21 protein-coding genes and 1 pseudogene are annotated in these 19,285 nt (G+C 65.5%); 13 read left to right on the top strand and 9 right to left on the bottom strand.

Features of this window, described 5'->3' with window-relative positions; all coding sequences use genetic code 11:
• Positions 1–15: 15 nt before the first annotated feature.
• From nspC to ACPRTJ_RS22715, 4 genes are all read right to left on the bottom strand, one after another.
• Positions 16–1,113 (bottom strand): carboxynorspermidine decarboxylase, encoded by a 1,098-nt coding sequence (nspC, locus tag ACPRTJ_RS22730; RefSeq protein ID WP_043861418.1) that lies wholly within the window; start codon positions 1,111–1,113, stop codon positions 16–18.
• A gap of 157 nt (positions 1,114–1,270) precedes the next feature.
• Positions 1,271–3,676, bottom strand: a complete 2,406-nt coding sequence (locus ACPRTJ_RS22725; protein ID WP_058540112.1) for a TonB-dependent siderophore receptor — start codon at positions 3,674–3,676, stop codon at positions 1,271–1,273.
• 110 nt (positions 3,677–3,786) lie between these two features.
• A complete protein-coding gene (locus tag ACPRTJ_RS22720) occupies positions 3,787–4,752 on the bottom strand; it encodes a DUF4880 domain-containing protein (RefSeq protein ID WP_043861371.1) in 966 nt (321 codons plus the stop codon).
• Positions 4,749–5,258: a sigma-70 family RNA polymerase sigma factor gene (locus tag ACPRTJ_RS22715; protein WP_043861372.1), complete on the bottom strand. Its 510-nt coding sequence runs from the start codon at positions 5,256–5,258 to the stop codon at positions 4,749–4,751. The genes ACPRTJ_RS22720 and ACPRTJ_RS22715 overlap by 4 nt, the downstream gene beginning before the upstream one ends.
• Positions 5,259–5,424: 166 nt before the next feature.
• On the opposite strand from ACPRTJ_RS22715, the gene ACPRTJ_RS22710 reads away from it, so the two are divergent.
• Complete coding sequence (locus ACPRTJ_RS22710) at positions 5,425–6,171, top strand: hypothetical protein (protein WP_058540110.1); 747 nt, start codon at positions 5,425–5,427, stop codon at positions 6,169–6,171.
• Positions 6,172–6,222: 51 nt separating this feature from the next.
• Here ACPRTJ_RS22710 and ACPRTJ_RS22705 read toward each other — a convergent pair whose 3' ends face one another.
• Complete coding sequence (locus tag ACPRTJ_RS22705) at positions 6,223–6,654, bottom strand: hypothetical protein (RefSeq protein ID WP_104572355.1); 432 nt, start codon at positions 6,652–6,654, stop codon at positions 6,223–6,225.
• Positions 6,655–6,704: 50 nt separating this feature from the next.
• Positions 6,705–7,001: a DUF3144 domain-containing protein gene (locus ACPRTJ_RS22700; RefSeq protein WP_043861375.1), complete on the bottom strand. Its 297-nt coding sequence runs from the start codon at positions 6,999–7,001 to the stop codon at positions 6,705–6,707.
• Between the two features lie 221 nt (positions 7,002–7,222).
• Here ACPRTJ_RS22700 and ACPRTJ_RS22695 point away from each other — a divergent pair, with 221 nt between their 5' ends.
• A complete protein-coding gene (locus ACPRTJ_RS22695; RefSeq protein ID WP_054914613.1) occupies positions 7,223–8,899 on the top strand; it encodes an MFS transporter in 1,677 nt (558 codons plus the stop codon).
• Positions 8,900–8,940: 41 nt separating this feature from the next.
• Here the strand turns inward: ACPRTJ_RS22695 and ACPRTJ_RS22690 are convergent, their stop codons facing one another.
• Entirely contained in the window at positions 8,941–10,173 is a 1,233-nt protein-coding gene (locus ACPRTJ_RS22690) for a M20/M25/M40 family metallo-hydrolase (protein ID WP_415377823.1), read from the bottom strand.
• Positions 10,174–10,279: 106 nt separating this feature from the next.
• Between ACPRTJ_RS22690 and ACPRTJ_RS22685 the strand changes: the two genes are divergently transcribed.
• The 3 genes from ACPRTJ_RS22685 (at position 10,280) to ACPRTJ_RS22675 (ending at position 12,550) form a co-directional block, all read left to right on the top strand.
• Positions 10,280–10,681, top strand: a complete 402-nt coding sequence (locus ACPRTJ_RS22685) for a GFA family protein (RefSeq protein WP_253087135.1) — start codon at positions 10,280–10,282, stop codon at positions 10,679–10,681.
• A gap of 137 nt (positions 10,682–10,818) precedes the next feature.
• A complete protein-coding gene (locus tag ACPRTJ_RS22680; protein ID WP_177346322.1) occupies positions 10,819–11,997 on the top strand; it encodes a GGDEF domain-containing protein in 1,179 nt (392 codons plus the stop codon).
• Between the two features lie 31 nt (positions 11,998–12,028).
• The gene (locus ACPRTJ_RS22675; RefSeq protein WP_100632871.1) at positions 12,029–12,550 is read left to right on the top strand and encodes a GNAT family N-acetyltransferase; all 522 of its coding nucleotides are present in this window, start codon (positions 12,029–12,031) and stop codon (positions 12,548–12,550) included.
• Between the two features lie 35 nt (positions 12,551–12,585).
• On the opposite strand, the gene ACPRTJ_RS22670 is transcribed toward ACPRTJ_RS22675, so the two are convergent.
• Positions 12,586–13,185 carry a DMP19 family protein gene (locus tag ACPRTJ_RS22670; RefSeq protein ID WP_100632817.1) on the bottom strand — a complete coding sequence of 200 codons (600 nt, stop codon included), beginning with the start codon at positions 13,183–13,185 and terminating at the stop codon, positions 12,586–12,588.
• Between the two features lie 184 nt (positions 13,186–13,369).
• Here ACPRTJ_RS22670 and ACPRTJ_RS22665 point away from each other — a divergent pair.
• The 7 genes and pseudogenes from ACPRTJ_RS22665 to ACPRTJ_RS22635 all read left to right on the top strand — a co-directional run.
• A pseudogene (locus ACPRTJ_RS22665) lies at positions 13,370–13,912 on the top strand (GNAT family N-acetyltransferase); the annotation flags it as partial.
• A gap of 102 nt (positions 13,913–14,014) precedes the next feature.
• Entirely contained in the window at positions 14,015–14,281 is a 267-nt protein-coding gene (locus ACPRTJ_RS22660) for a DUF4440 domain-containing protein (protein ID WP_229589509.1), read from the top strand.
• A gap of 90 nt (positions 14,282–14,371) precedes the next feature.
• Complete coding sequence (locus ACPRTJ_RS22655; protein ID WP_054914615.1) at positions 14,372–14,995, top strand: SMI1/KNR4 family protein; 624 nt, start codon at positions 14,372–14,374, stop codon at positions 14,993–14,995.
• Positions 14,996–15,014: 19 nt separating this feature from the next.
• Entirely contained in the window at positions 15,015–15,533 is a 519-nt protein-coding gene (locus tag ACPRTJ_RS22650) for a GrpB family protein (protein ID WP_426427328.1), read from the top strand.
• Between the two features lie 100 nt (positions 15,534–15,633).
• Positions 15,634–16,215 carry a hypothetical protein gene (locus ACPRTJ_RS22645; protein WP_123752555.1) on the top strand — a complete coding sequence of 194 codons (582 nt, stop codon included), beginning with the start codon at positions 15,634–15,636 and terminating at the stop codon, positions 16,213–16,215.
• A gap of 173 nt (positions 16,216–16,388) precedes the next feature.
• Positions 16,389–16,685, top strand: a complete 297-nt coding sequence (locus ACPRTJ_RS22640) for a hypothetical protein (RefSeq protein ID WP_043861384.1) — start codon at positions 16,389–16,391, stop codon at positions 16,683–16,685.
• Positions 16,686–16,782: 97 nt separating this feature from the next.
• Complete coding sequence (locus ACPRTJ_RS22635; RefSeq protein WP_043861386.1) at positions 16,783–17,307, top strand: M15 family metallopeptidase; 525 nt, start codon at positions 16,783–16,785, stop codon at positions 17,305–17,307.
• A gap of 1 nt (position 17,308) precedes the next feature.
• On the opposite strand, the gene ACPRTJ_RS22630 is transcribed toward ACPRTJ_RS22635, so the two are convergent.
• Complete coding sequence (locus ACPRTJ_RS22630; RefSeq protein ID WP_426427327.1) at positions 17,309–18,514, bottom strand: MFS transporter; 1,206 nt, start codon at positions 18,512–18,514, stop codon at positions 17,309–17,311.
• Between the two features lie 137 nt (positions 18,515–18,651).
• On the opposite strand from ACPRTJ_RS22630, the gene ACPRTJ_RS22625 reads away from it, so the two are divergent.
• Positions 18,652–19,239 carry a TetR/AcrR family transcriptional regulator gene (locus ACPRTJ_RS22625; RefSeq protein ID WP_426427326.1) on the top strand — a complete coding sequence of 196 codons (588 nt, stop codon included), beginning with the start codon at positions 18,652–18,654 and terminating at the stop codon, positions 19,237–19,239.
• Positions 19,240–19,285 lie beyond the last annotated feature (46 nt).

Raw genomic sequence — 19,285 nt, 5'->3', positions numbered from 1 at the left:
CTCCTTTCCGCCAGCTTACGAGAGGCTGGACAGGTAGTCGTCAAAACCAAATTCGCGAACCACCTCGACAGTACCGTCAAGTTGTTTCACTACGATGGATGGCATCTTCAAACCGTTGAACCAGTTTTTCTTGACCATGGTGTAGCCTGCCGCGTCGATGAACGACAGCCGATCGCCGATGGCCAGCGGACGATCGAATTGATACTCGCCGAAGATGTCCCCGGCCAGGCAGGATTTGCCGCATACCATGTAGGTGTGCTCACCCTCGCTGGGCGCCAGCTTGGCGTTGAGGCGATAGATCAGCAGGTCGAGCATGTGCGCCTCGATGGAGCTGTCGACCACGGCCAGGTGCTTGCCGTTGTACAGGGTGTCGAGCACGGTCACTTCCAGCGAAGCGCTCTGGGTGATCGCCGCTTCGCCCGGCTCCAGGTACACCTGCACGCCGTACTTCTGCGAGAACGCCTTCAGGCGCGCGCAGAATGCATCCAGTGCATAGTCTTCGCCGGTGAAGTGGATACCGCCGCCCAGGCTCACCCACTCGACCTTGTGCAGCAGCTCGCCGAAGCGCTCTTCGATGGTGTTGAGCATCTGGTCGAACAGGCCGAAATCGCCGTTCTCGCAGTTGTTGTGGAACATGAAGCCGGAGATCTGCGACATGACCGCATCGATCTTGACCGGGTCCCATTCGCCCAGGCGGCTGAACGGGCGCGCCGGGTCGGCCAGCAGGTAGTCCGAGCTGCTCACCTGCGGGTTGACGCGCAGGCCGCGCACCTTGCCTTCGGTGGCCTGGGCATAGCGCTGCAGCTGGCCGATGGAGTTGAAGATGATCTTGTCGCAGTTCTCGATCATCTCGTCGATTTCATCGTCGGCCCAGGCCACGCTGTAGGCGTGGGTCTCGCCTTCGAACTTCTGGCGGCCGAGCTTGAGCTCGTAGAGCGAGGACGAGGTGGTGCCGTCCATGTACTGCTGCATCAGGTCGAACACCGACCAGGTGGCGAAGCACTTGAGCGCCAGCAGGGCCTTGGCCCCGGACTGTTCGCGCACATAGGCGATCTTCTGCATGTTGTGCAGCAGCTTGGTTTTGTCGATGAGGTAGTACGGCGTCTTGATCATTTCGAGGCCCCCGGCAAGGCCGGCCAAAAAAAGGACACGCATTGTGCCTTCACTGCACGGGAATCGAAAGCTCGGAAGTGATTTTTGCCCGACGCGGATTTTTCGGGTGCACCCATCGCAGGTCGAACCCGCCCCCACACGGGAGCGGGCCTGGACGTCAGAAGTCCCAGCGAGTGCTGAACATCACGTTGCGCGGGTCACCGTAGTACGAGGAGTTATAGAAGCCGATGTTGGTGTAGTAGTACTTGTCGAACAGGTTGTAGACGTTGACCGACGCCGACAGGTGCTCGGTGAACTGGTAGCGCGCCATCAGGTCGACCAGCCAGTACGGGGTCTGGGTGAAGGTGTCATTGGTGCCCTTGGCGTAGTTGTTGAGGACCTGCCAGCCCTTGCCCTGCCAGCGTGCCCCACCGCCCACGGTGAGCTTGTCGAGGCGCCCGCCAAGTTTGTAGGTGGTGTAGAGGTTGAGCTGATCTTCGGGCTCCCAGGTAGCTACCTTGGCCCCGCCCTGGTCGCGGCTGACCTTGTGCGTGTAGCCGGCCTGCACCTGCCAGCCGGGTGCCAGCTCCCCGGACACCTCTGCCTCGTAGCCCTTGGTTCTGGACTTGATGCCCATGTAGGCGTAGTCGATGTCGGGGTTGGTTGGCCTGGCGTTGTAGAACGTGTCGGCCTGCGGGCGGTTATCTTCGTGCACTTCGAAGTAGGCCAGGCTGGTGTTCAGGCGACCGTCGTAGAACTCACCCTTGATGCCCACCTCGTAGTTCTGGCCCTCGTTGGGCTCGAGCATCCTGTTGCGGCTGTCACGGTAGGCCGTCTGCGGCAGGAAGATATCGGTGTAGCTGGCATACGCAGAGAAGTTGCTGTTGAGGTCGTACACCACCCCGGCATAGGGCACCAGCCGTCCGCTCTCCTGGCTGTCGCTGGTGCCGGTGACCTGAAAGTTTGCCAGGCGGCTGCCCAGCAGCAGCGAAAGGTCATCGGTGACACTGAAGCGCGCAGTCAGGTAGCCGCCACTTTGCCGGGTGGTTTCGTCGTTGCGCTTTGTCACCGAGCCCCAGTCCGGCTCGATGGCCTGACCGTGCCAGCTCTCCAGATCGTATTCGTTGTCGAAGTAGGTGACGTTGTTGTAGTTGTCGCCCTTCCAGTGCGAGCTGGACACCGAGCCACCCACCACCAGTTGGTGTTCGCGCCCGAACAGGCTGAACGGCCCGGTGGCGTAGAGGTCGCCGCTGTCGCTGGTGGTTTCGCCGGTGTACTTGCGCGAATAGATCGACGACACGGTCGGGGTGTCGGGCGACACCGAGCCCAGTGGCGCGTCATAACCATTGATCTGGTGGTTGTACTGACCCTTGATGACCCAGTCATTGGCCAGGCGATGCTCCAGGGTGGCGAACAGCGTGCGCGAGTACTGCTCCCAACTGCTCCACTTGGCGCCATTGTTGAACGAACGCGGCAGGCTGATGGGGTTGCCCTGGGAGTCGTACACCGGACGGCTGCCCGACCAGCCCGAGCCCCTGGGGTCGCTGTCCTGGTAGTCGGCGCCCAGGGTCAGCAGGGTGTCTTCGTCCAGGTCCACTTCCAGGATGCCGTAGTACACGCTGGTCTTGCGCTCGTAATGGTCCATGAACGAGTGCTTGTCCTGATAGGCGGCCACCGCCCGGCCCCGCACGTTGCCACTGTCGGTCAGCGGGCCGCTGAGGTCGATCTCCGAGCGGTAGTTGTCCCAGGAGCCGGCGCCCAGGTCCACATGCCCCCTGAAGTCGGCCGTCGGCTTCTTGCGGATCAGGTTGATCGTGCCACCGGGGCCGCCCGCGCCGGTGAGCAGGCCGGTGGCGCCCTTGAGCACCTCGACCCGGTCATAGATCGCCATGTCGGTAAGGGTCTGCCCGGCCGAGTACTGCGCGTCACGCAGGGTCGGGATGCCGTCGTACTGGAAGTTGACGATGGAGAAGCCGCGCGAATAGTAGTTGGTACGTTCACTGTCGTAGGTCGACACGGTGATGCCGGGGGTGTGGCGCATCACATCGTCGATGGCGTTCAGGCCGAAATCGTCCATGGCCTGGCGCGTGACCACAGAGATCGACTGCGGGGTTTCCCGCGGGGTCAGCACCATGCGCGTGGCGGTGGCGATGGTGCCCGGCGTGTAGGAGCCGGTGCCTTCGGTGATGGTGCCCAGCTGGTTGGCGCTGACTTCGGTGGCCTGCAGCTCCAGCTGCGCACTGCCGGTGGCCAGCCTTGGCATTACCCGGTAGCCCTCGCCTTCGGGCATCGCCTGCAGGCCCTTGGGTGCGAGCAGCCGCTCCAGGCCCTCGGCGATGGCGTAGCTGCCGTCCAGGCCGCTGCTGTGGATGCCTTGGGTCAGGGCCGAGTCGACCGCGATCATCACCCCGGCCTGCTGGCCGAATGCGCCGAGCACGCGATCGAGGTTGCCGGCGTCGATATGGAAGGCGTGGGTGGCGTGGGCATCGGCGCCGGCCAGTACGCCCTGGCTGGCGCACACGAGGGAAAGCCCGAGGATGGCCGTGCGCAAGGCACCGGCAAGCGGAGTGAGGCGGCTGTGCATAAACAATTCCATGGGTTGAGGGTGTTGGCGATGCGCTGTTTTTCAGCGTCTTCCCTGGTCTTGATGCATGAGATGGAAAAAACTGCCGCCGCTGTTAAAAATAATCGTTCTCAGGCCACGACCACGTTTGCCCAGTAGCCGAACACACGCTGTACCCGTATCGGCAACACACTGGCCAGCAGGTCGAGGCTGGCATCGGGCCGATCGAGGGAGAACGAACCCGACACCTGCAAGGCCGCCACCGCCGGATCGCAGCGCAGTACGCCGCGCCGGTAGCGGTCGAGCTGGGCCAACACCTGGCCCAGTGGCATGCGCTCGGCAATCAGCAGGCCGTCAACCCAGGCCTGGGCGCCCGCGTCGAGGGGTTCGACACTGCCGACCTGCTGCCCGAACGCCACCTGCTGGCCGGCGCTCAAGGTCATGCGGGTGCTGCCGGCCCAGGCGATCGAGGCACTGCCTGCCAGCACCTGCACCTGGGTACCCGACACCCCGGGCAGGCCCTGGCTGACCACCAGCCGCGAGGCGGGCTCGGGGCGTACCCAGCCATTGGCGGTGCGCACCGCCAGCGAAGCACCTTGCCCCAGGGTGAGCATGATCCGCCCCAGGTTGAGCGCCAGCACGTCTGCGTGAGCATCCACGCCGGTGCGGGTATCCAGGGTCAGCTCCACCTCGCCAGACAACGCCACGTGATGACGCTCGCCGGTGGTGGTGCGGTAGTCACTGAACAGTTCCGGCAGCAGCACCCGCTCACGCACGCTAAGGCCAGCCGCCAGTACCACCCCCAGCCCGGCGAAGCCCTTGAGCACATTGCGCCGCGACGCAGTGCCACGTGCCTGCAGCAATCCGCGCGCGCCGGCGGCCGGTAACGTCCTGGTGCCCTGGCGCAGGTCATGGGTGAGCCCGGCAAGACGCTGCCAGGCCAGTTCATGCTGGGGGTTTTCATTGCGCCAGTGCTGGCAGGCCTGCTGCTCGGCCAGGCTGCTGACACCCGACTGCAGGGTGACCATCCACAGCATGGCCTGCTCTACCACGCCGGGGTCCAGCGGCTGGTTGTCGATCCGGGCGAAGCGGCTCATGCGCCGTAGACCGCCGCATAGCAGTGTCGGTAGGCCTTGAGCATGGCCTTTTGCACCACGTTCACCGTCAGGCCCTGGTGTTCGGCGATCTGCGCGTAGGTCAGGCCGTCAAGCTGTGACAGCAGGAAGATCTCGCGCACCTTGCTGCCCAGCCCATCGAGCACCTGGCCCACCGCGTCCAGCGCCTCGAGCACCAGCAGGCGAGTTTCCGGGGACGGCACCAGCGCTGGTTCAAGATGGGCCAGCGACTCCATGTAGGCCTTCTCCAGCGCATGGCGCCGGAAGTACTGGATGCACAGGCGGCTGGCCACGGTGGTGAGGTAGGCACGCGGCTCGCGGTACACCGGCGGTGCCTCGCTGCGCAGGATGCGCACGAAGGTGTCCTGCGCCAGGTCCAGCGCCTGCTCCCGGTTGCCCAGCTTGCGGCGCAGCATCTGCGTCAACCAGCTGTGGTGTTGAACGTAGAGTTCGCCCACCGCATGGTGGGTGCTGGAAAGTGGATGCATCGGCAGGGTTCCGGGACGCAGGCTGACGGGAGTCGTGCATGGTAATACTTCTCATTAGCTTGCGGTGGATTTTTATGATTGCTGCCGAAACAACCTGCTTCACCGACACTGGCAGGCCGGCGCTCAGGTGCAGTACTGTGCGAGGCAGCCAAAGGGAGGGCTGCATATGGATCAAGCGACACTCACCACCTTGTTGACCAAGCTCCGCAATTGCGACCTCGAGGGCGCGGCCGCCGACCTGCAGGCCCAGGCAGTGGCACTGGCGGCCCGAGGGGAAGAGGCACTGTCCGACTTCCTCGCCCGCTATGCCTTCCGCTCGTTGCAGGGCAAGCACAGCCCGGACAAGACATCGCCGGCGCTGGCCCAGGCACTGCACGACAGCGAACAGCACCTGCAGCGGCTTCACGACGAGCGCAAGGCGCTGCTCGACGACATCCACACCTACTTTCTGGAGTTCGAGAAGATTGCCGTCAACCTGACCCCGGCACTGATCGAACCGGCGACCTTCAGTGAGCAGAACCGCGACAACCTGCCGTTCATCGAGGACTACCTGAGCGGTCGTCGCGAGGTGGTGGACGATCTCAACCTGCAGAGCGTGCTGAAAAAGCAGATCAAGTTCTACCTCAACCTCAACCTGCACGATGAACGCCCCACGTTGCAGGTCAGCTATCGCAAGACCCACATCCAGCCGGGCAAATCCTGGCGGTTCGTGGAGCTGAGCCAGCAGGCCGGGCAACGCAGCGAACAGTTGAACCGGCTGGTGCAACTGGATACCGAGTGCGATGCGGTGCAGCGCCAGGTATCACGCCTGAAATGGGAGCTGCGCTGCAACGAAGACACCGGCAACCAGCAGGTGGCCGACTTCCAGAAGAAACTGGGGTTGTTCATGGCCAGTGTGGCTGCACAGGCCTGAGGCCGACCGGGTGGCGGCACCGGCCCGGCGCCCCCGCCGGCCATTCGCGGATCAGCCCAGGCGGCCCCAGACCTGCACCAGCCCCACCAGGTGCACCACCCCGAACCCCAGGCACACCAGCGAGCTCACCACGATGAAGCACTGGCTGCGCCCGGTATTGGCCAGCACGAAGGGCCCGGCGATACCGCGCAGCAGGTACACCAGCGTGATCGCGCACAACGCCGGCAGCAGCAACGGCAGCGGCGCGATCACGCCCGCCCCCGACAATGCAAAGGCCGCCCAGCTCAGCAGCACCAGCGCAATCGCTGCCGTGACCACCGCCGGAAAGGTCCGGCCCGCCTCCGCCGCCCGGATGAAGCGCTCACCCGCCCCGAACAGGCGATACCAGGACGGCCCCGCGATGATCGTACCCACGTGCAGCACGGCCGCCAGCGCGCTGAGCGTCGCGGCAATCACCAGCGCCAGATTGTATTCACCTGCCATAACGGTTCTTCCTTGTAGGAGCCGGCGTTGCCGGCGAAGCGGGCAACGCGTTACTTGGCCGAACCCTGCATGTATGTCGCAAAGTTGTTGATATGGTCGTCCAGGTTGTCTTCGAGCATCATCCGGTACTGGTCGCAGAAGTACGTGAGCATCGCCTCGCGTGCCTGCGCCATTTCTTCCCCCGACTTGAAGTTGCGCGCACTCACCCAGGCATTGAACCGGGTGGTGCCGAACATCATCGAGGCACTCACCTTGCCCAGGTCCTGGACCTGCCCGAGCTGCTCGTTGGACAGCTCTATATGGGCGTCGGCGCGGTCGTAGAACGAGTCGTCAGCATTTTGCGGCATTGCGTGTCCCTTTCTCATCACGTCTGGTTATTGCAGCCCCCTCCTGCCGTCCGGCCAACCGTCGGCGAGTGGATATCTGCGCGAAGCTGATTATGCTTCAAACGAGCGGGCAGCGCTGCGAGGTGTCTGTGCGCATTGCGTAGTCCGATGACATCAGCCCCAGGGCTTGGGTGAAGTGGCAGTGGGTGTTCCGGCCTACAACAACAATCCGGAGAAAACTCATGGCGACAATCGACAGCACTTCCACAGGCAGTGCGCCCAGGCGCGGGATCACCAAAGAGGAACGCAAGGTCATCTTTGCCTCGTCCCTGGGCACCGTGTTCGAGTGGTACGACTTCTATCTGTATGGCTCCCTGGCGGCGATCATCGCCAAGCACTTCTTTGCCGGGGTCAACGAAACCACTGCCTTCATCTTCGCCCTGCTCGCCTTCGCCGCCGGGTTTGCGGTAAGGCCGTTCGGCGCCATCGTGTTCGGCCGCCTGGGCGACATGATCGGGCGCAAGCACACCTTCCTCATCACAATCGTGATCATGGGCGTGTCCACCGCGGTGGTGGGCCTGTTGCCCAGCTACTCGAGCATCGGCGTGGCGGCCCCGGTGATCCTGATCACCCTGCGCCTGCTGCAAGGCCTGGCGCTGGGCGGTGAATACGGCGGCGCCGCCACCTACGTGGCCGAGCACGCACCGCCCGGCAAGCGCGGCTTCTTCACCTCGTGGATCCAGACCACCGCCACGCTGGGGCTGTTCCTGTCGCTGCTGGTGATCCTGGCGTGCCGTACCGTGCTGGGCACCGAGGCGTTCGAGGCGTGGGGCTGGCGCATACCATTCCTGCTGTCGATTCTGCTGCTGATCGTGTCGGTGTACATCCGCCTGCAACTGAGCGAGTCGCCGGTATTCAACCGGATGAAGGCAGAAGGCAAGGCATCCAGGGCGCCGCTGACCGAGTCGTTCGCCCGCTGGGACAACCTCAAGGTGGTGATCATGTCGCTGCTCGGCGGTACCGCCGGCCAGGCGGTGGTGTGGTACACCGGGCAGTTCTATGCGCTGTTCTTTCTGTTGCAGACGCTCAAGATCGACCCGCAGACCGCCAACCTGCTGATTGCCGGTTCGCTGCTGATCGGCACGCCGTTCTTCGTCATCTTCGGCAGCCTGTCCGACCGCATCGGGCGCAAGGGCATCATCATGGCCGGCTGCATCCTGGCGGCGCTGACCTACTTCCCGATCTTTCATGCGCTGACCCAGTACGGCAACCCCGACGTGTTCAGTGCCCAGGCACGCAACCCGGTGACGGTGGTCGCCGACCCGGCGCAGTGTTCGTTCCAGTTCGACCCGGTGGGCAAGGCGCGCTTCACCAGTTCGTGCGACGTGGCCAAGAGCGTGCTGGCCAAGCGCGCGATCCCCTACGTGAACGAAAAGGCCGAGCCCGGCAGCGTGGCGCAGGTGCGCATCGGCAGCACGGTGGTGCCCAGCTTCGACGGCAGCCGCCTGCCGGCCGCCGACTTCAAGACGCAGAACGATGCTTTCGCCGCCACCCTGGGCGCGGCCCTGAAGGACGCCGGCTACCCGGAAAAGGCCGACCCGAACAAGACCAACTACCCCATGGTGCTGTTGCTGCTGACCATCCTGGTGATCTACGTGACCATGGTCTACGGGCCGATCGCCGCGTGGCTGGTGGAGCTGTTCCCGGCGCGTATCCGCTACACCTCGATGTCGCTGCCCTACCATATCGGCAACGGCTGGTTCGGCGGCTTCCTGCCCACGGTGGCGTTCGCCATGGTCGCGGCCACGGGGGATATCTACTACGGGCTGTGGTACCCGATCGTGATCGCGGTGATGACCGCCATCCTGGGTACCTTCTTCCTGCCCGAGACCAAGGACCGCGACATCAACCACAGCTGAAGCCGCCCGCCCTCCCGGGTGCCGGGAGGGCGCGGTGCAGCCTACTGCGAGAGGTGCCGGATCATCGCCACCGTCAGGTACAGGCGCGGCGCGATGCTGGACAGTTCGATGTATTCATCGTCGGCGTGCAACCCGGCCCCGACCACGCCCATGGTTTCGAGCACCGCCGGCGTGGCGCTGCCGGGCACATAGGCATAGCCGGCGTCGGTGCCAAAACGCATGGCGATGGGTTCCAGGCTGCGATCGATCTGGCCATACAGCTGCTGGGCAGTGCTGGCCAGGGCGGCGGAGCCTTCATTTCTGGCCAGCGGCGGGCGCCCCTTGCGCAGGGTCAGCGTGACCTGCGTGTCGGCGATGAGCCGGGCCTGGCTGATACGTTGCGCGTCGGCCAGCACGCGGTCGCTTTCGGACAGGTCGGCATAGCGCATGTCGGCTTCGGCGGTGGCCAGCGCCGGGATGATGTTGGCTTTCTCGCCGGCCTTGGCCAGGGTCCAGTTGACCGTGGTGCCTTTGGCCGGGTCGCCCAGGTCCTTGAGCTGCACCACCTGGTGCGCCAGCTCGGTCAAGGCGTTGCGCCCGTCTTCAGGGGCGGAGCCGGCGTGTGCCGAGCGACCGCGCACTTCCAGCAGCAGCTGGTTGATGCCGTTGGTGGCCACCGTCACCGCGTCCTTGTTCGGGGGCTCGTAGGAGAAGACGTAGTCATGCTTGCGCGCAAGCTCGGCAATGATCTGCCGGGAGCCGAGCGAGCCCATTTCTTCATCGGGGTTGAACAGCACGGTCAGGGTGGCGTAGTCGTTGAAGCGCACATCCTGCAGCAGCTTGATCGCATGCAGGATCATCGCCACCCCGCCCTTCGCGTCGGCCACCCCGGGGCCATAGGCACGCTCGCCCTCGATGCGAAACGGGCGCCTGGCGGCGGTGCCGGGGCCGAACACGGTGTCGTAATGCACCATCAGCATGAAGCGCTTGCTGCCGCTGCCCTTGAAGGTGCCGACGATGTTGTTGCCCACCGAGGGCGTGGCGGCGCTGGTCTGCACCGTGGCGCCCAGGGCCTCCAGGCGCTTGACCAGCAATGCGCCGATGTCGGTGAGGCCTTGCTGGGTGCCGGTACCGGTGTCCACCGATACCAGGGTTTTGAGGGTATCCAGGTAGCTCGACTGCTCGGCCTTGGCTTTTTCCAGCAGGTCCTGGGCGGGGGAAGCGATGGCGCCGGTACAGGCGAAGGACAGGCAGAGCGCCAGGGCGCTGGCGCAGGGAGGGCGAAACAACGGCATAGGGCGGGGCCTCGGTGCAGGGTGGCAAAAGGGTGTGTTGCATGACGGGCAAGGGATCAGCTTAGACTGTCGGCCCTGTATTGCGAGCAACCGGGTTGGACCTTCCATGACACACCAGTACCAGGGCAGCTGCCTGTGCGGCGCCATCCGTTATCAGCTCAGCGCGCCCCTCAAGGCGGTTTCGCACTGCCATTGCAGCCAGTGCCGCAAGGGCCACGGGGCGGCGTTCGCCAGCTACGCCAGCGTCAGGCGCGACGACCTGCAACTGCTGCAGGGAGGCGAGCGGCTCAAGTCGTACGCATCGTCCGAGTCGGTGGCGCGCCAGTTCTGTGGCGACTGCGGTTCATCGCTGTTCTGGTCGCGCTCACAGGGGGACCATGCCGACTGGATCTCGGTTGCGCTGGGCACCCTGGACTCACCCCTGACGTTCGACAGGCAGCGCCATGTGGAGGTGGCTTCGAAGGCGCCGTGGTACGTAATCGAGGACCATTGGCCACAGGGTCGATAGGGTCTTTTGCACTGCCCGCGACAGGCTGGCCCAGGTTTGCGACAGCCGGCTGAAACGCTTCGCGCAAGCACTGCGAAAAACCGATTCAAACGCTTACAATCGCCGCTTTCCGTGCACTTCATGCAGGCCCGCTCGCCATGGCGCTAGACCCACCCACGATGCTCACCATCACGATCGCCCTCGCCGCGGCCGCCGCGCTGTACCTGGCGATCGAGTGGCGCAGCGTGCGTGAACCCTCGCTGCTGTTCTGGAGCGCCGGGTTCGCCACCATCACCGTGGGCTGTACCCTCGCGCTGCTGCGCAGCAGCGGCCTGCTGCTGATCGGTATCTGGTTCGCCAATGGCCTGCTGGTGACGGCGCACTGGCTGTTCCTGCTGGGTGTCGGGCGTTTCACGCAAACCCAGCTGTCGCGGGGCTGGTACCTGGTCTTCGTGGTATGGCTCGCGCTGCTGGTGGTACCCGAGGAGCCGCAATGGTCCAAGCTGATGCTGCTGGTCAACTCGCTGCTGGTGGCGCTGCTGGCGCTCAAGGCCAGTGCACTGCTGCGCCCGCATGGCAAGTCGCTGAGCGTGGGGGCGGTGCAACTGCGCTACGTGCTGCTGATGCACGGCCTGTTCTACGTGGCCAAGGCGATCACGGCGGTGGTGCCCGGCACGCTGATCGACCTGGCGGCGTTCCGCGGCCAGATCATCCAGATCTCGCTGGTGGAAGGCGCCATGGCAATCATGCTGATTGCGCTGTCGATGACCGGCACCGAGCGCTACCGGCGAGAAAAACGCATCGCCCGCCTGGCCGCCCGCGACCCGCTGACGGCCCTGTACAACCGCCGCGCCCTGGAAGTCCGTGCGCCGCGCCTGCTCGAAGACGTGTCGGCCACGCGGCCCGGAGCGTTGCTACTGATTGATATCGACAACTTCAAGCTGGTCAACGACCTGTTCGGGCATAGCGCCGGTGACCGCCTGCTGGTCGACCTGAGCGAGATGATCCGCGCGGTGCTGCCCACCGGCGCCCTGGCGGCGCGACTGGGTGGCGATGAGTTCGTGATTCTGCTCAACAACGCCCCCACCGAACGTATCCTGGCGCTGGGCGGTGCCTTGCGCGAGCAGTTCCGGCAGGCCGCCGCGCAGCTGTTCCCCACGCCTGCGCCAGTGACCCTGAGCATCGGCGCCAACCTGTTCGACCAGCCGCCGGGCAGCCTCACGGCCCTGATCGAACAAAGCGACAGCGCGCTCTACGCCTCCAAGCGCGGTGGACGTGACAGTATTCGCGTGGTGGACCGCACCGCAGCCGCTGGCGACCCCCTGCACACGCCTTGAGGCAGTACCAATGGACAAGGTGAACAGCAGCATGATCGCCACAACAGCACTCGAACCCTCGCACTGGCCGCTGTACCGCGACCTGCGCCTGCAGTCACTGCAGGACTCGCCGGATGCGTTCGGCAGCACCTACGGCTCGGAGGCCACGCGCACCGATGAAGACTGGTCGGCGCGCTTGCAGGCGGCGGCAAGCTCCGGCCAGGGCCGTGCGTTTGTTGCGCTGGAGGGCGAAGCGCCCTGTGGGCTGGTGTGGTGCAAGCTGGCCGGTGCAGGGCCTGGCGTTGCCGAGATATTCCAGATGTGGGTCGACCCGACCCGCCGCGGGCGCGGCGCCGGACGGGCACTGCTGCAGGCAGCGCTGGACTGGGCCCGCCGCCACGACATGCAGCGGGTACGGCTGGGGGTCACGATTCAGGACAGCCCTGCCATGCACCTGTACACCGCGCTGGGCTTCAAGCCGATTGGGCCACCCGAACCGCTGCGCGCGGGCAGCGCGCTGATGTCCCAGGGCATGGAGCTGGTACTGGATACCGTGCAGGCCCGCAACGACTGACACCGCGCGCCCCTGGCAGAACAGGACCCCGAAACCTAATCGGCGGCAAACAGCTGCTGTTGCCGCGCATACGCCACCAGGCGCTCCTCCAGCTGGTCGGGGTCGAGGTAGAAGCGAGTATCCAGTGCATCCAGCGCGGCCTCGCAGGCCAGGTCGGGCTCATCGGCATAGGTGGGCATACGCAACTGACGCTCGCCCTGCTCGGCAGGCACTGCCTGGGCGCCGAACAACAGGCCCTTGGCCTCCTCCAGCAGCGTGAGGGTCTGCAACGCGCCGAGTTCACGCAGCCCCGCGCACGCGCTGGCATAGTGATCGCCCGAGGAGTTGCCGAAGTACTGGTCGAAACCGCCGTTGTACACCTCGCCCTGCAGCACGTTGACCGCGTAATAGTGCTGCTCGGCCAGTGCCAGCCCGGCAAAGCCCTGGGGCGTGCGGAACACCCGATCGACCAGCGCAGACCAGTACAGCGCCTGCGGGCTGGCCAGGTACTGCTTGCGCTCCTGGGCGTAGCGCTTGCCGTTCTCGATGTTCTCCCGGTAGCCGCCCTTGCAGGGCATGCACAACCCGCCGGTGCGCGCTGCGGTGCTTGCCAGGATCACGTTGCCGCAGGCGCGGCAGGGTTGGTTGTCGCTCATGCGCACCCCATGGTCATTGCGTGGTGAGGGCGCGCCCCTTGCGCGTCGCGCCCAACGTGGCGCACATGCTACAGCGTGCCGGCCTGCGCGATCCAATCGCCTTGGCGCATGGGTTTGGTTTACCCTCGGTGCCGACACCTTGCCCACCCTCGCCCACCCCATGCATTACCGCTTCGAGGCCAAGATGAACCGCATCCCTACCTTCACCACCGCGCGCCTGCAGCTCACGCCCCTGCAATTGAGCGACGCTGCGGCGATCCAGCAACTGTTCCCGCAGTGGGAGGTGGTGCGTTATCTCGACAGCCGCGTGCCTTGGCCGTACCCGGACGACGGCGCACTGACGTATGTGCGCGACCTGGCGCTGCCCGCCATGGCGCGTGGCGAGGAATGGCACTGGATGATCCGCCTGGTGCAGAACCCGCTGCAGTGCATCGGCAGCGTGTCGCTGCACGATACCCCCGGCAACCACCGCGGTTTCTGGCTGGCGCCGCAGTGGCAAGGCAAGGGCTACATGCGCGAGGTGTGCGAGGTGATCAACCGCTTCTGGTTCGACACCTTGAATCGCCCGACCCTGCAGGTGCCCAAGGCCGTGAGCAACCTGGCGTCACGGCGCATATCGCTGCGCGAGGGCATGCACCTGCTGCACGTGCAGCCCGGCAATTTCGTCAGTGGGCCGATGCCCCAGGAAACCTGGGAGCTGACGCAGGATGAATGGCGCAAGCGCCGCGGCGACGCCAGCCCCGCAACGCAACCCGCTGGCGAGCTGGAAGCCACCCTGCACTACCTGGAGCAACGCCTGCTGCAGCAGGACGTACGCAGCAACACGGCCTTGCTGTCGACGCTGCTGGCCGATGACTTCATGGAGATTGGCGCCAGCGGCAAGGCCTGGCACAAGGCGGATGTGCTCTCCAGCCTGCCCGTCCAGGCATTCAGGGTGCGCACGATCAGCGATTTTCAGGTACGCCCCCTGGCGCCGGACGTTGCGCTGGTGACCTATACCTGCCACAGCGACACCGCGTCGCTGCGCAGTTCGGTATGGCGCAGGCTCGATGGCCATTGGCAGATGACCTTTCATCAAGGCACCCCGGCCGCGTAATGCCGCAAACGGTGCGGCCCCACCCGCGCCGTTTGCCTGCGGCGCCCATGCGCGGCATCATCTGCCGCCCCTGTACAGCGAGCCACCTTGATGACCGATTACCGCGGGCTGATGCTCGAAGACACCCGGCAAGGCGCCAGCGACGCTGCGCTTGCACAGCTGGAGGCCAGCCTTGGCGCGCCCCTGCCGGCTGACTACCGTGAATTTCTCACGACCTGCAACGGCGCCTACCTCGAGTACGACGTGGCGGTCACCCTGGCCAGCGGCGAACGCGAGTTGATGAGCTTCTCGCTGTACGGGCTGGACCTGGACGGCGAATGGGAGTCGAACCCCTACGAGCTGGAACGCGCACGCCAGCGCCCTGGCTACCCTGCCCACGGCCTGCTGCCGATCGGGCGTGACGGCGGCGCCAGCCTGTTGCTGCTGGACCTGCGCGAGGGGCGCCAGCAGGTGGCCGCGATGGTCGCCGCCCTGCCCGCCTGGACCGGCCGCCGCCAGCAAGGCGACGAATACGTGGTGCTGGCCGAAAGCTTCAACGACTACCTGGCCCTGCTGCATGTGGCCGAAGAGACCATCGTCAACCATATCGACAGCTTCATCATCAGCCAGGACAGTGTGCAGGCCACCCTCGCCTGGCTCGATTCCGGCAGCCGCGGCTGGCGCGAACGCCACCGTGAGCGCTGGAACGCACGGGTAAGCGACTGGCCAATATGACTCCCAGGGAAACACCGCAATGAAGCTGACCAGTCAGATCCGCCCCTACGACAACCAATGGCCCGAGCGCTACCTGGCCGCCAGGGCAGGCATCGCCCAGGGTTTTGGCAGTGAACTGATCGACATCCATCATGTGGGCAGCACGGGCGTACCCGGCCTTGCCGCCAAGCCGGAGATCGACGCGCTGGTGGTGGTTCAGGCGCATCGGGAAACCGCAGCACGCCACGCCCACATGCAGGCTCTGGGGTACGTGCGCGGCTCCGACCTGTCGCCGGGCCACCACTTCTACCGTCGTGATGTCGACGGTATCCGTACCCACAAGGTGCACGTGTGTGCCCAGGGCCACCCACAGATTGCCTGGATGCTGCGCTTTCGCGACCTGCTGCGCAGCGATGACGACCTTCGCCAGCGCTACCAGGCGTTGAAGCTTGAGCTTGAAGCGACCAATCGTGACGGTATCGGCGAGTACCTGGCCGGCAAGGCGCCATTCATCGAGGCCGCGATGCGTGGCCAGGTGCCGTCGCAGGGCGGCGTCTAACGGGCATATCCGCAATCAGTGGCTATGCTTTGCGCGTGATCCACGCACGTTGCGTCATGCGTTGTTCCGCTCATTCAGCCATTACATGGAATGCAGGCTTATGAAATCGATTCGCTCCCTCGCCCACGCAGTTGCCCTCGCCTCACTCATGACCACTGCCAGCTTTGCGGCCCACGCCGCCGAACTGCCGCTGGGCAGCGAAGCGCTGCAAGACCACATCAGCACCCAGGTGCTGGCCGTGGACCCGGGCAACTTCCGGGTCACGATCGAAGGCCCGAACAACAGCCAGGTGCCTATCCAGCTGACCAAACAGGCCAAGGACCTGCACAACCTGAAGGTGGGCGACAAGGTCGACATCACGGTGACCCGTGCCGTGGCCTATGTGCTCAACACCAGTGAGGGCGGCGCGCCGAAGGTCACCGACGAGACCGGCACCGTGCGCGCCACCAAGGACAACCCCAACCCGGGCGGCGAAGCTTTCCGCCAGGTGCGCGTCACCTCCAAGATCACCGCCATCGACCTCGACGCCCATGAAGTGACCCTGCTGCCGCCCCAGGGCAAGGTGAAGGTGGTGAAGGTCGAGGACCCCGAACTGCAGGCGCGCATGAAGAACCTCAAGGTCGGCCAGACGGTCGACGTGGTGTACACCGAAGTGCTGACCGTGAAAACCTCGCGCCCGTGAGGTATGCTCGCCGAGTCGACTGACTCGAACGGCTCTGGCGCGCCGTTCCCGGCCGGATTTCCCCGGCCAGGAACGCACCGCCCACCACCCGATGGCAGCCGCGCCTGCCACGGGTATTCCATTGGAACACCCCCCTTTTTCACGTCGCTTGACCGTTGCACAGGGGAACCGGGATGAACGCAAAAACAGTGCCTGGCCGCTTGTCATGGGGCCTGCCCTGCCTGCTTGCATTCGCCCTGCTGCTGACCGGCGGCTGCGCCGGCAAGACGGCCGCCAATCGTTATGCCGCCCAGGGTTCCAACTGCTACGCAAAGGCGGTGCCCAGCGCTGGCGAAGGCGGCCTGGCCTGGGGCTCGACCCTGGGCCAGGCCCGCAAGAAATCCATGGACAACTGCATGCGCTACGCCAGCCGCTCCGGTGGCACGCCCAGGACCTGCCAGGTGGTACTGGCCCAGTGCAAGGGCCAGTAACGCATCGGCAAGGCGAACCTGTTTGAACGGACGACGCCCCATCGCACCACGCCTTCACTGCTAGGCTGGATTGATACCCACTGCACAGGTCAGCCCCATGCCCTACTCCCCCGCCGCATTGCAGATGCTCGAACAGCTCGGCATACCGTTGAACGCGGTGATCGAGCGCCATCTGCAGGAGTTCGTCGAAGCCAGCCTGCTGCAGTGGGCCGAGACCGGCCAGGACAACCGAAAGCACGAACTGATCGCCGTGGCCGCTCAGGCCTGGCGCCAGTTGAAAGCGGCTGCCGGTGCCGAGGGCGTGGCGCTTTACCTGGTGTCGGCCTTCAGAAGCGTCGAACGGCAGAAGAGCATCATCCAGCGCAAGCTGGACAAGGGGCAGAGCATCGAGCAGATCCTTGCGGTCTCGGCCCCGCCGTTCTTCAGCGAGCATCACACCGGGCGTGCCGTCGACATAGGCACCCCCGGCTGCACCGACCTGGAGCCCGAATTCGAAGCGACACCGGCATTCAGATGGTTGACCCGCAACGCAGCGACCTATGGCTTCGAGCTGTCGTACCCGCCCGACAATGGCGCAGGCTACGTGTATGAGCCCTGGCACTGGCGCCATGTAGCCAGCTGATTCAGGCGGGCTGCGACGCCGCCGCCCGTGCAACCAGGCGCCGGTGGGCCCACACAGCCACCAGCAGCACCAGGGCACCGGCCACCAGCGCCACACCGAAGCCGGCCCGTGCACCGCTGCCATCCACCACCTGCCCCGATACCGCCGCCCCCACGGCCACACCGATGTTCAAGCCGGCCAGCAGCCAGGTCATGCCCTCGGTCAGACGATGTTCGGGCACCAGCCGCTCGACCAGGGTCATGGCCACGATCAGGGTCGGCGCAAAGAACAGCCCCGCCACCAGCACCGCCACACCCAGGCCCGGCAGGCTGGCGACCAGCAACAGCGGCAGGGTCGTGGCAGCGGTTGCCAGCCCACCCAGCAACAGCAGGCGCGGCAAGGGCACCTGCAGCTTGAGCGCACCGAACAGCAGCCCCGCCACGCACGACCCCACGGCATAGGCCGACAGCACCAGGCTGGCCGCCGCCGGCTGGCCGCGTTGCTCGGCAAAGGCCACGCTGACGATATCCACGGTGCCGACGATCATGCCCATCGCCACCATCAGCAGGGTCAGCAGGCGCACGTTGGCCAGGCGGATCACCGAGCCCGAACGATCCCCGGCAGCTTCCCGGGGCTGGATCGGCGGCTCGGTACTGCGCTGGACGACCAGGGCGAACACACCCAGCACCAGCAACAGTGCGGCCGCAAGCAGGCCCGCCTGGGGCAATACCACCACCGCCAGGCCCACCGACAGCGGCGGCCCGGCAATGAAGCTGACCTCATCGAACACCGTCTCCAGCGAATACGCCGCTTGCAACTGCGGCTGGCCACGGTACAGGGCCGTCCAGCGCGCACGCACCATCGCCGACACGCTCGGCATGCACCCTGCCAGCACCGCCCCGATGAACAGCGCCCAGTCGCCAGCCCGTTGCCAGGTGCTGGCCAGCACCAGCAGCAGGCCGAGCAGGCTGATGGCGGTGGCCGCAGGCAACACGCGGCGTTGCCCGAGGCGATCCACCAGGCGCGATACCTGTGGCGACAACAGCGCATAGCTCAGCACGAAGGCCGCCGCCACTGCCCCGGCCAGTGCGTAGCTGCCACGCAATTGCGACAGCAAGGTGATGATGCCGATGCCTGTCATCGGCAGTGCGGTACGCGCCAGCAGCCCGGCCAAGGCAAAGCCCAGGGCGCCCGGCGCGGCAAAAAGGTCTCGATAAGGGTTGGCCATCTGATGCTCCAGGGCGGTGAATTGGCCGCTGACACGGCAGCGCGACAAGTTACATACGGCATGTATGTATAAAAAGCGTATATTCATACGCACCGAATGTAAATAATCATACGCACCGTATGTAAGGAGACACGCCCATGGCTCGCCGCACCCGTGCCGAAATGGAAGAAACCCGCGCCACCTTGCTCGCCACCGCCCGCAGCGTGTTCAGCGAACGCGGCTATGCCGATACCTCGATGGATGACCTGACCGCCCAGGCCGGGCTGACCCGCGGCGCGTTGTATCACCACTTCGGCGACAAGCAGGGGCTGCTGGCGGCCGTGGTGGCGTTGATCGACGCCGAGCTGGATGCACGCCTGCAGGCGCTCTCCGACACTGCCCAGACGCCCTGGGAAGGCTTTCGCCAGCGGTGCCGGGCGTATCTGGAAATGGCGCTGGAGCCGGATTACCAGCGCATCGTGCTGCGCGATGCCCCAGCCGTGCTGGGGGGCACCTCGGCGGACGCGCAACGCCATTGCATCGCGTCGATCCAGGCACTGCTGGAACGGTTGATCGAACAAGGCGTGGTGGCCGAGGCCGCCCCGCAGGCCCTGGCCTCGCTGGTCTACGGCAGCCTGGCCGAGGCTGCGGTGTGGATCGCCCAGGGTGATGACGGCGATGCGCGACTGGCGCGCAGCACCGGCGCACTGGAACTGCTGCTGCGCGGGCTGCTGGCCAAACCATAGGGCATCAAGGCCACGCGAGGGTGGCCCGATTGGGGTTACAGCGGCG

Origin of the sequence: Pseudomonas palmensis (assembly GCF_049942755.1) — a bacterium.
Lineage (GTDB): Bacteria > Pseudomonadota > Gammaproteobacteria > Pseudomonadales > Pseudomonadaceae > Aquipseudomonas > Aquipseudomonas palmensis.
The sequence above is the reverse complement of the archived record's forward strand: the minus strand, read 5'-3'. Positions and strand labels throughout refer to the sequence as shown.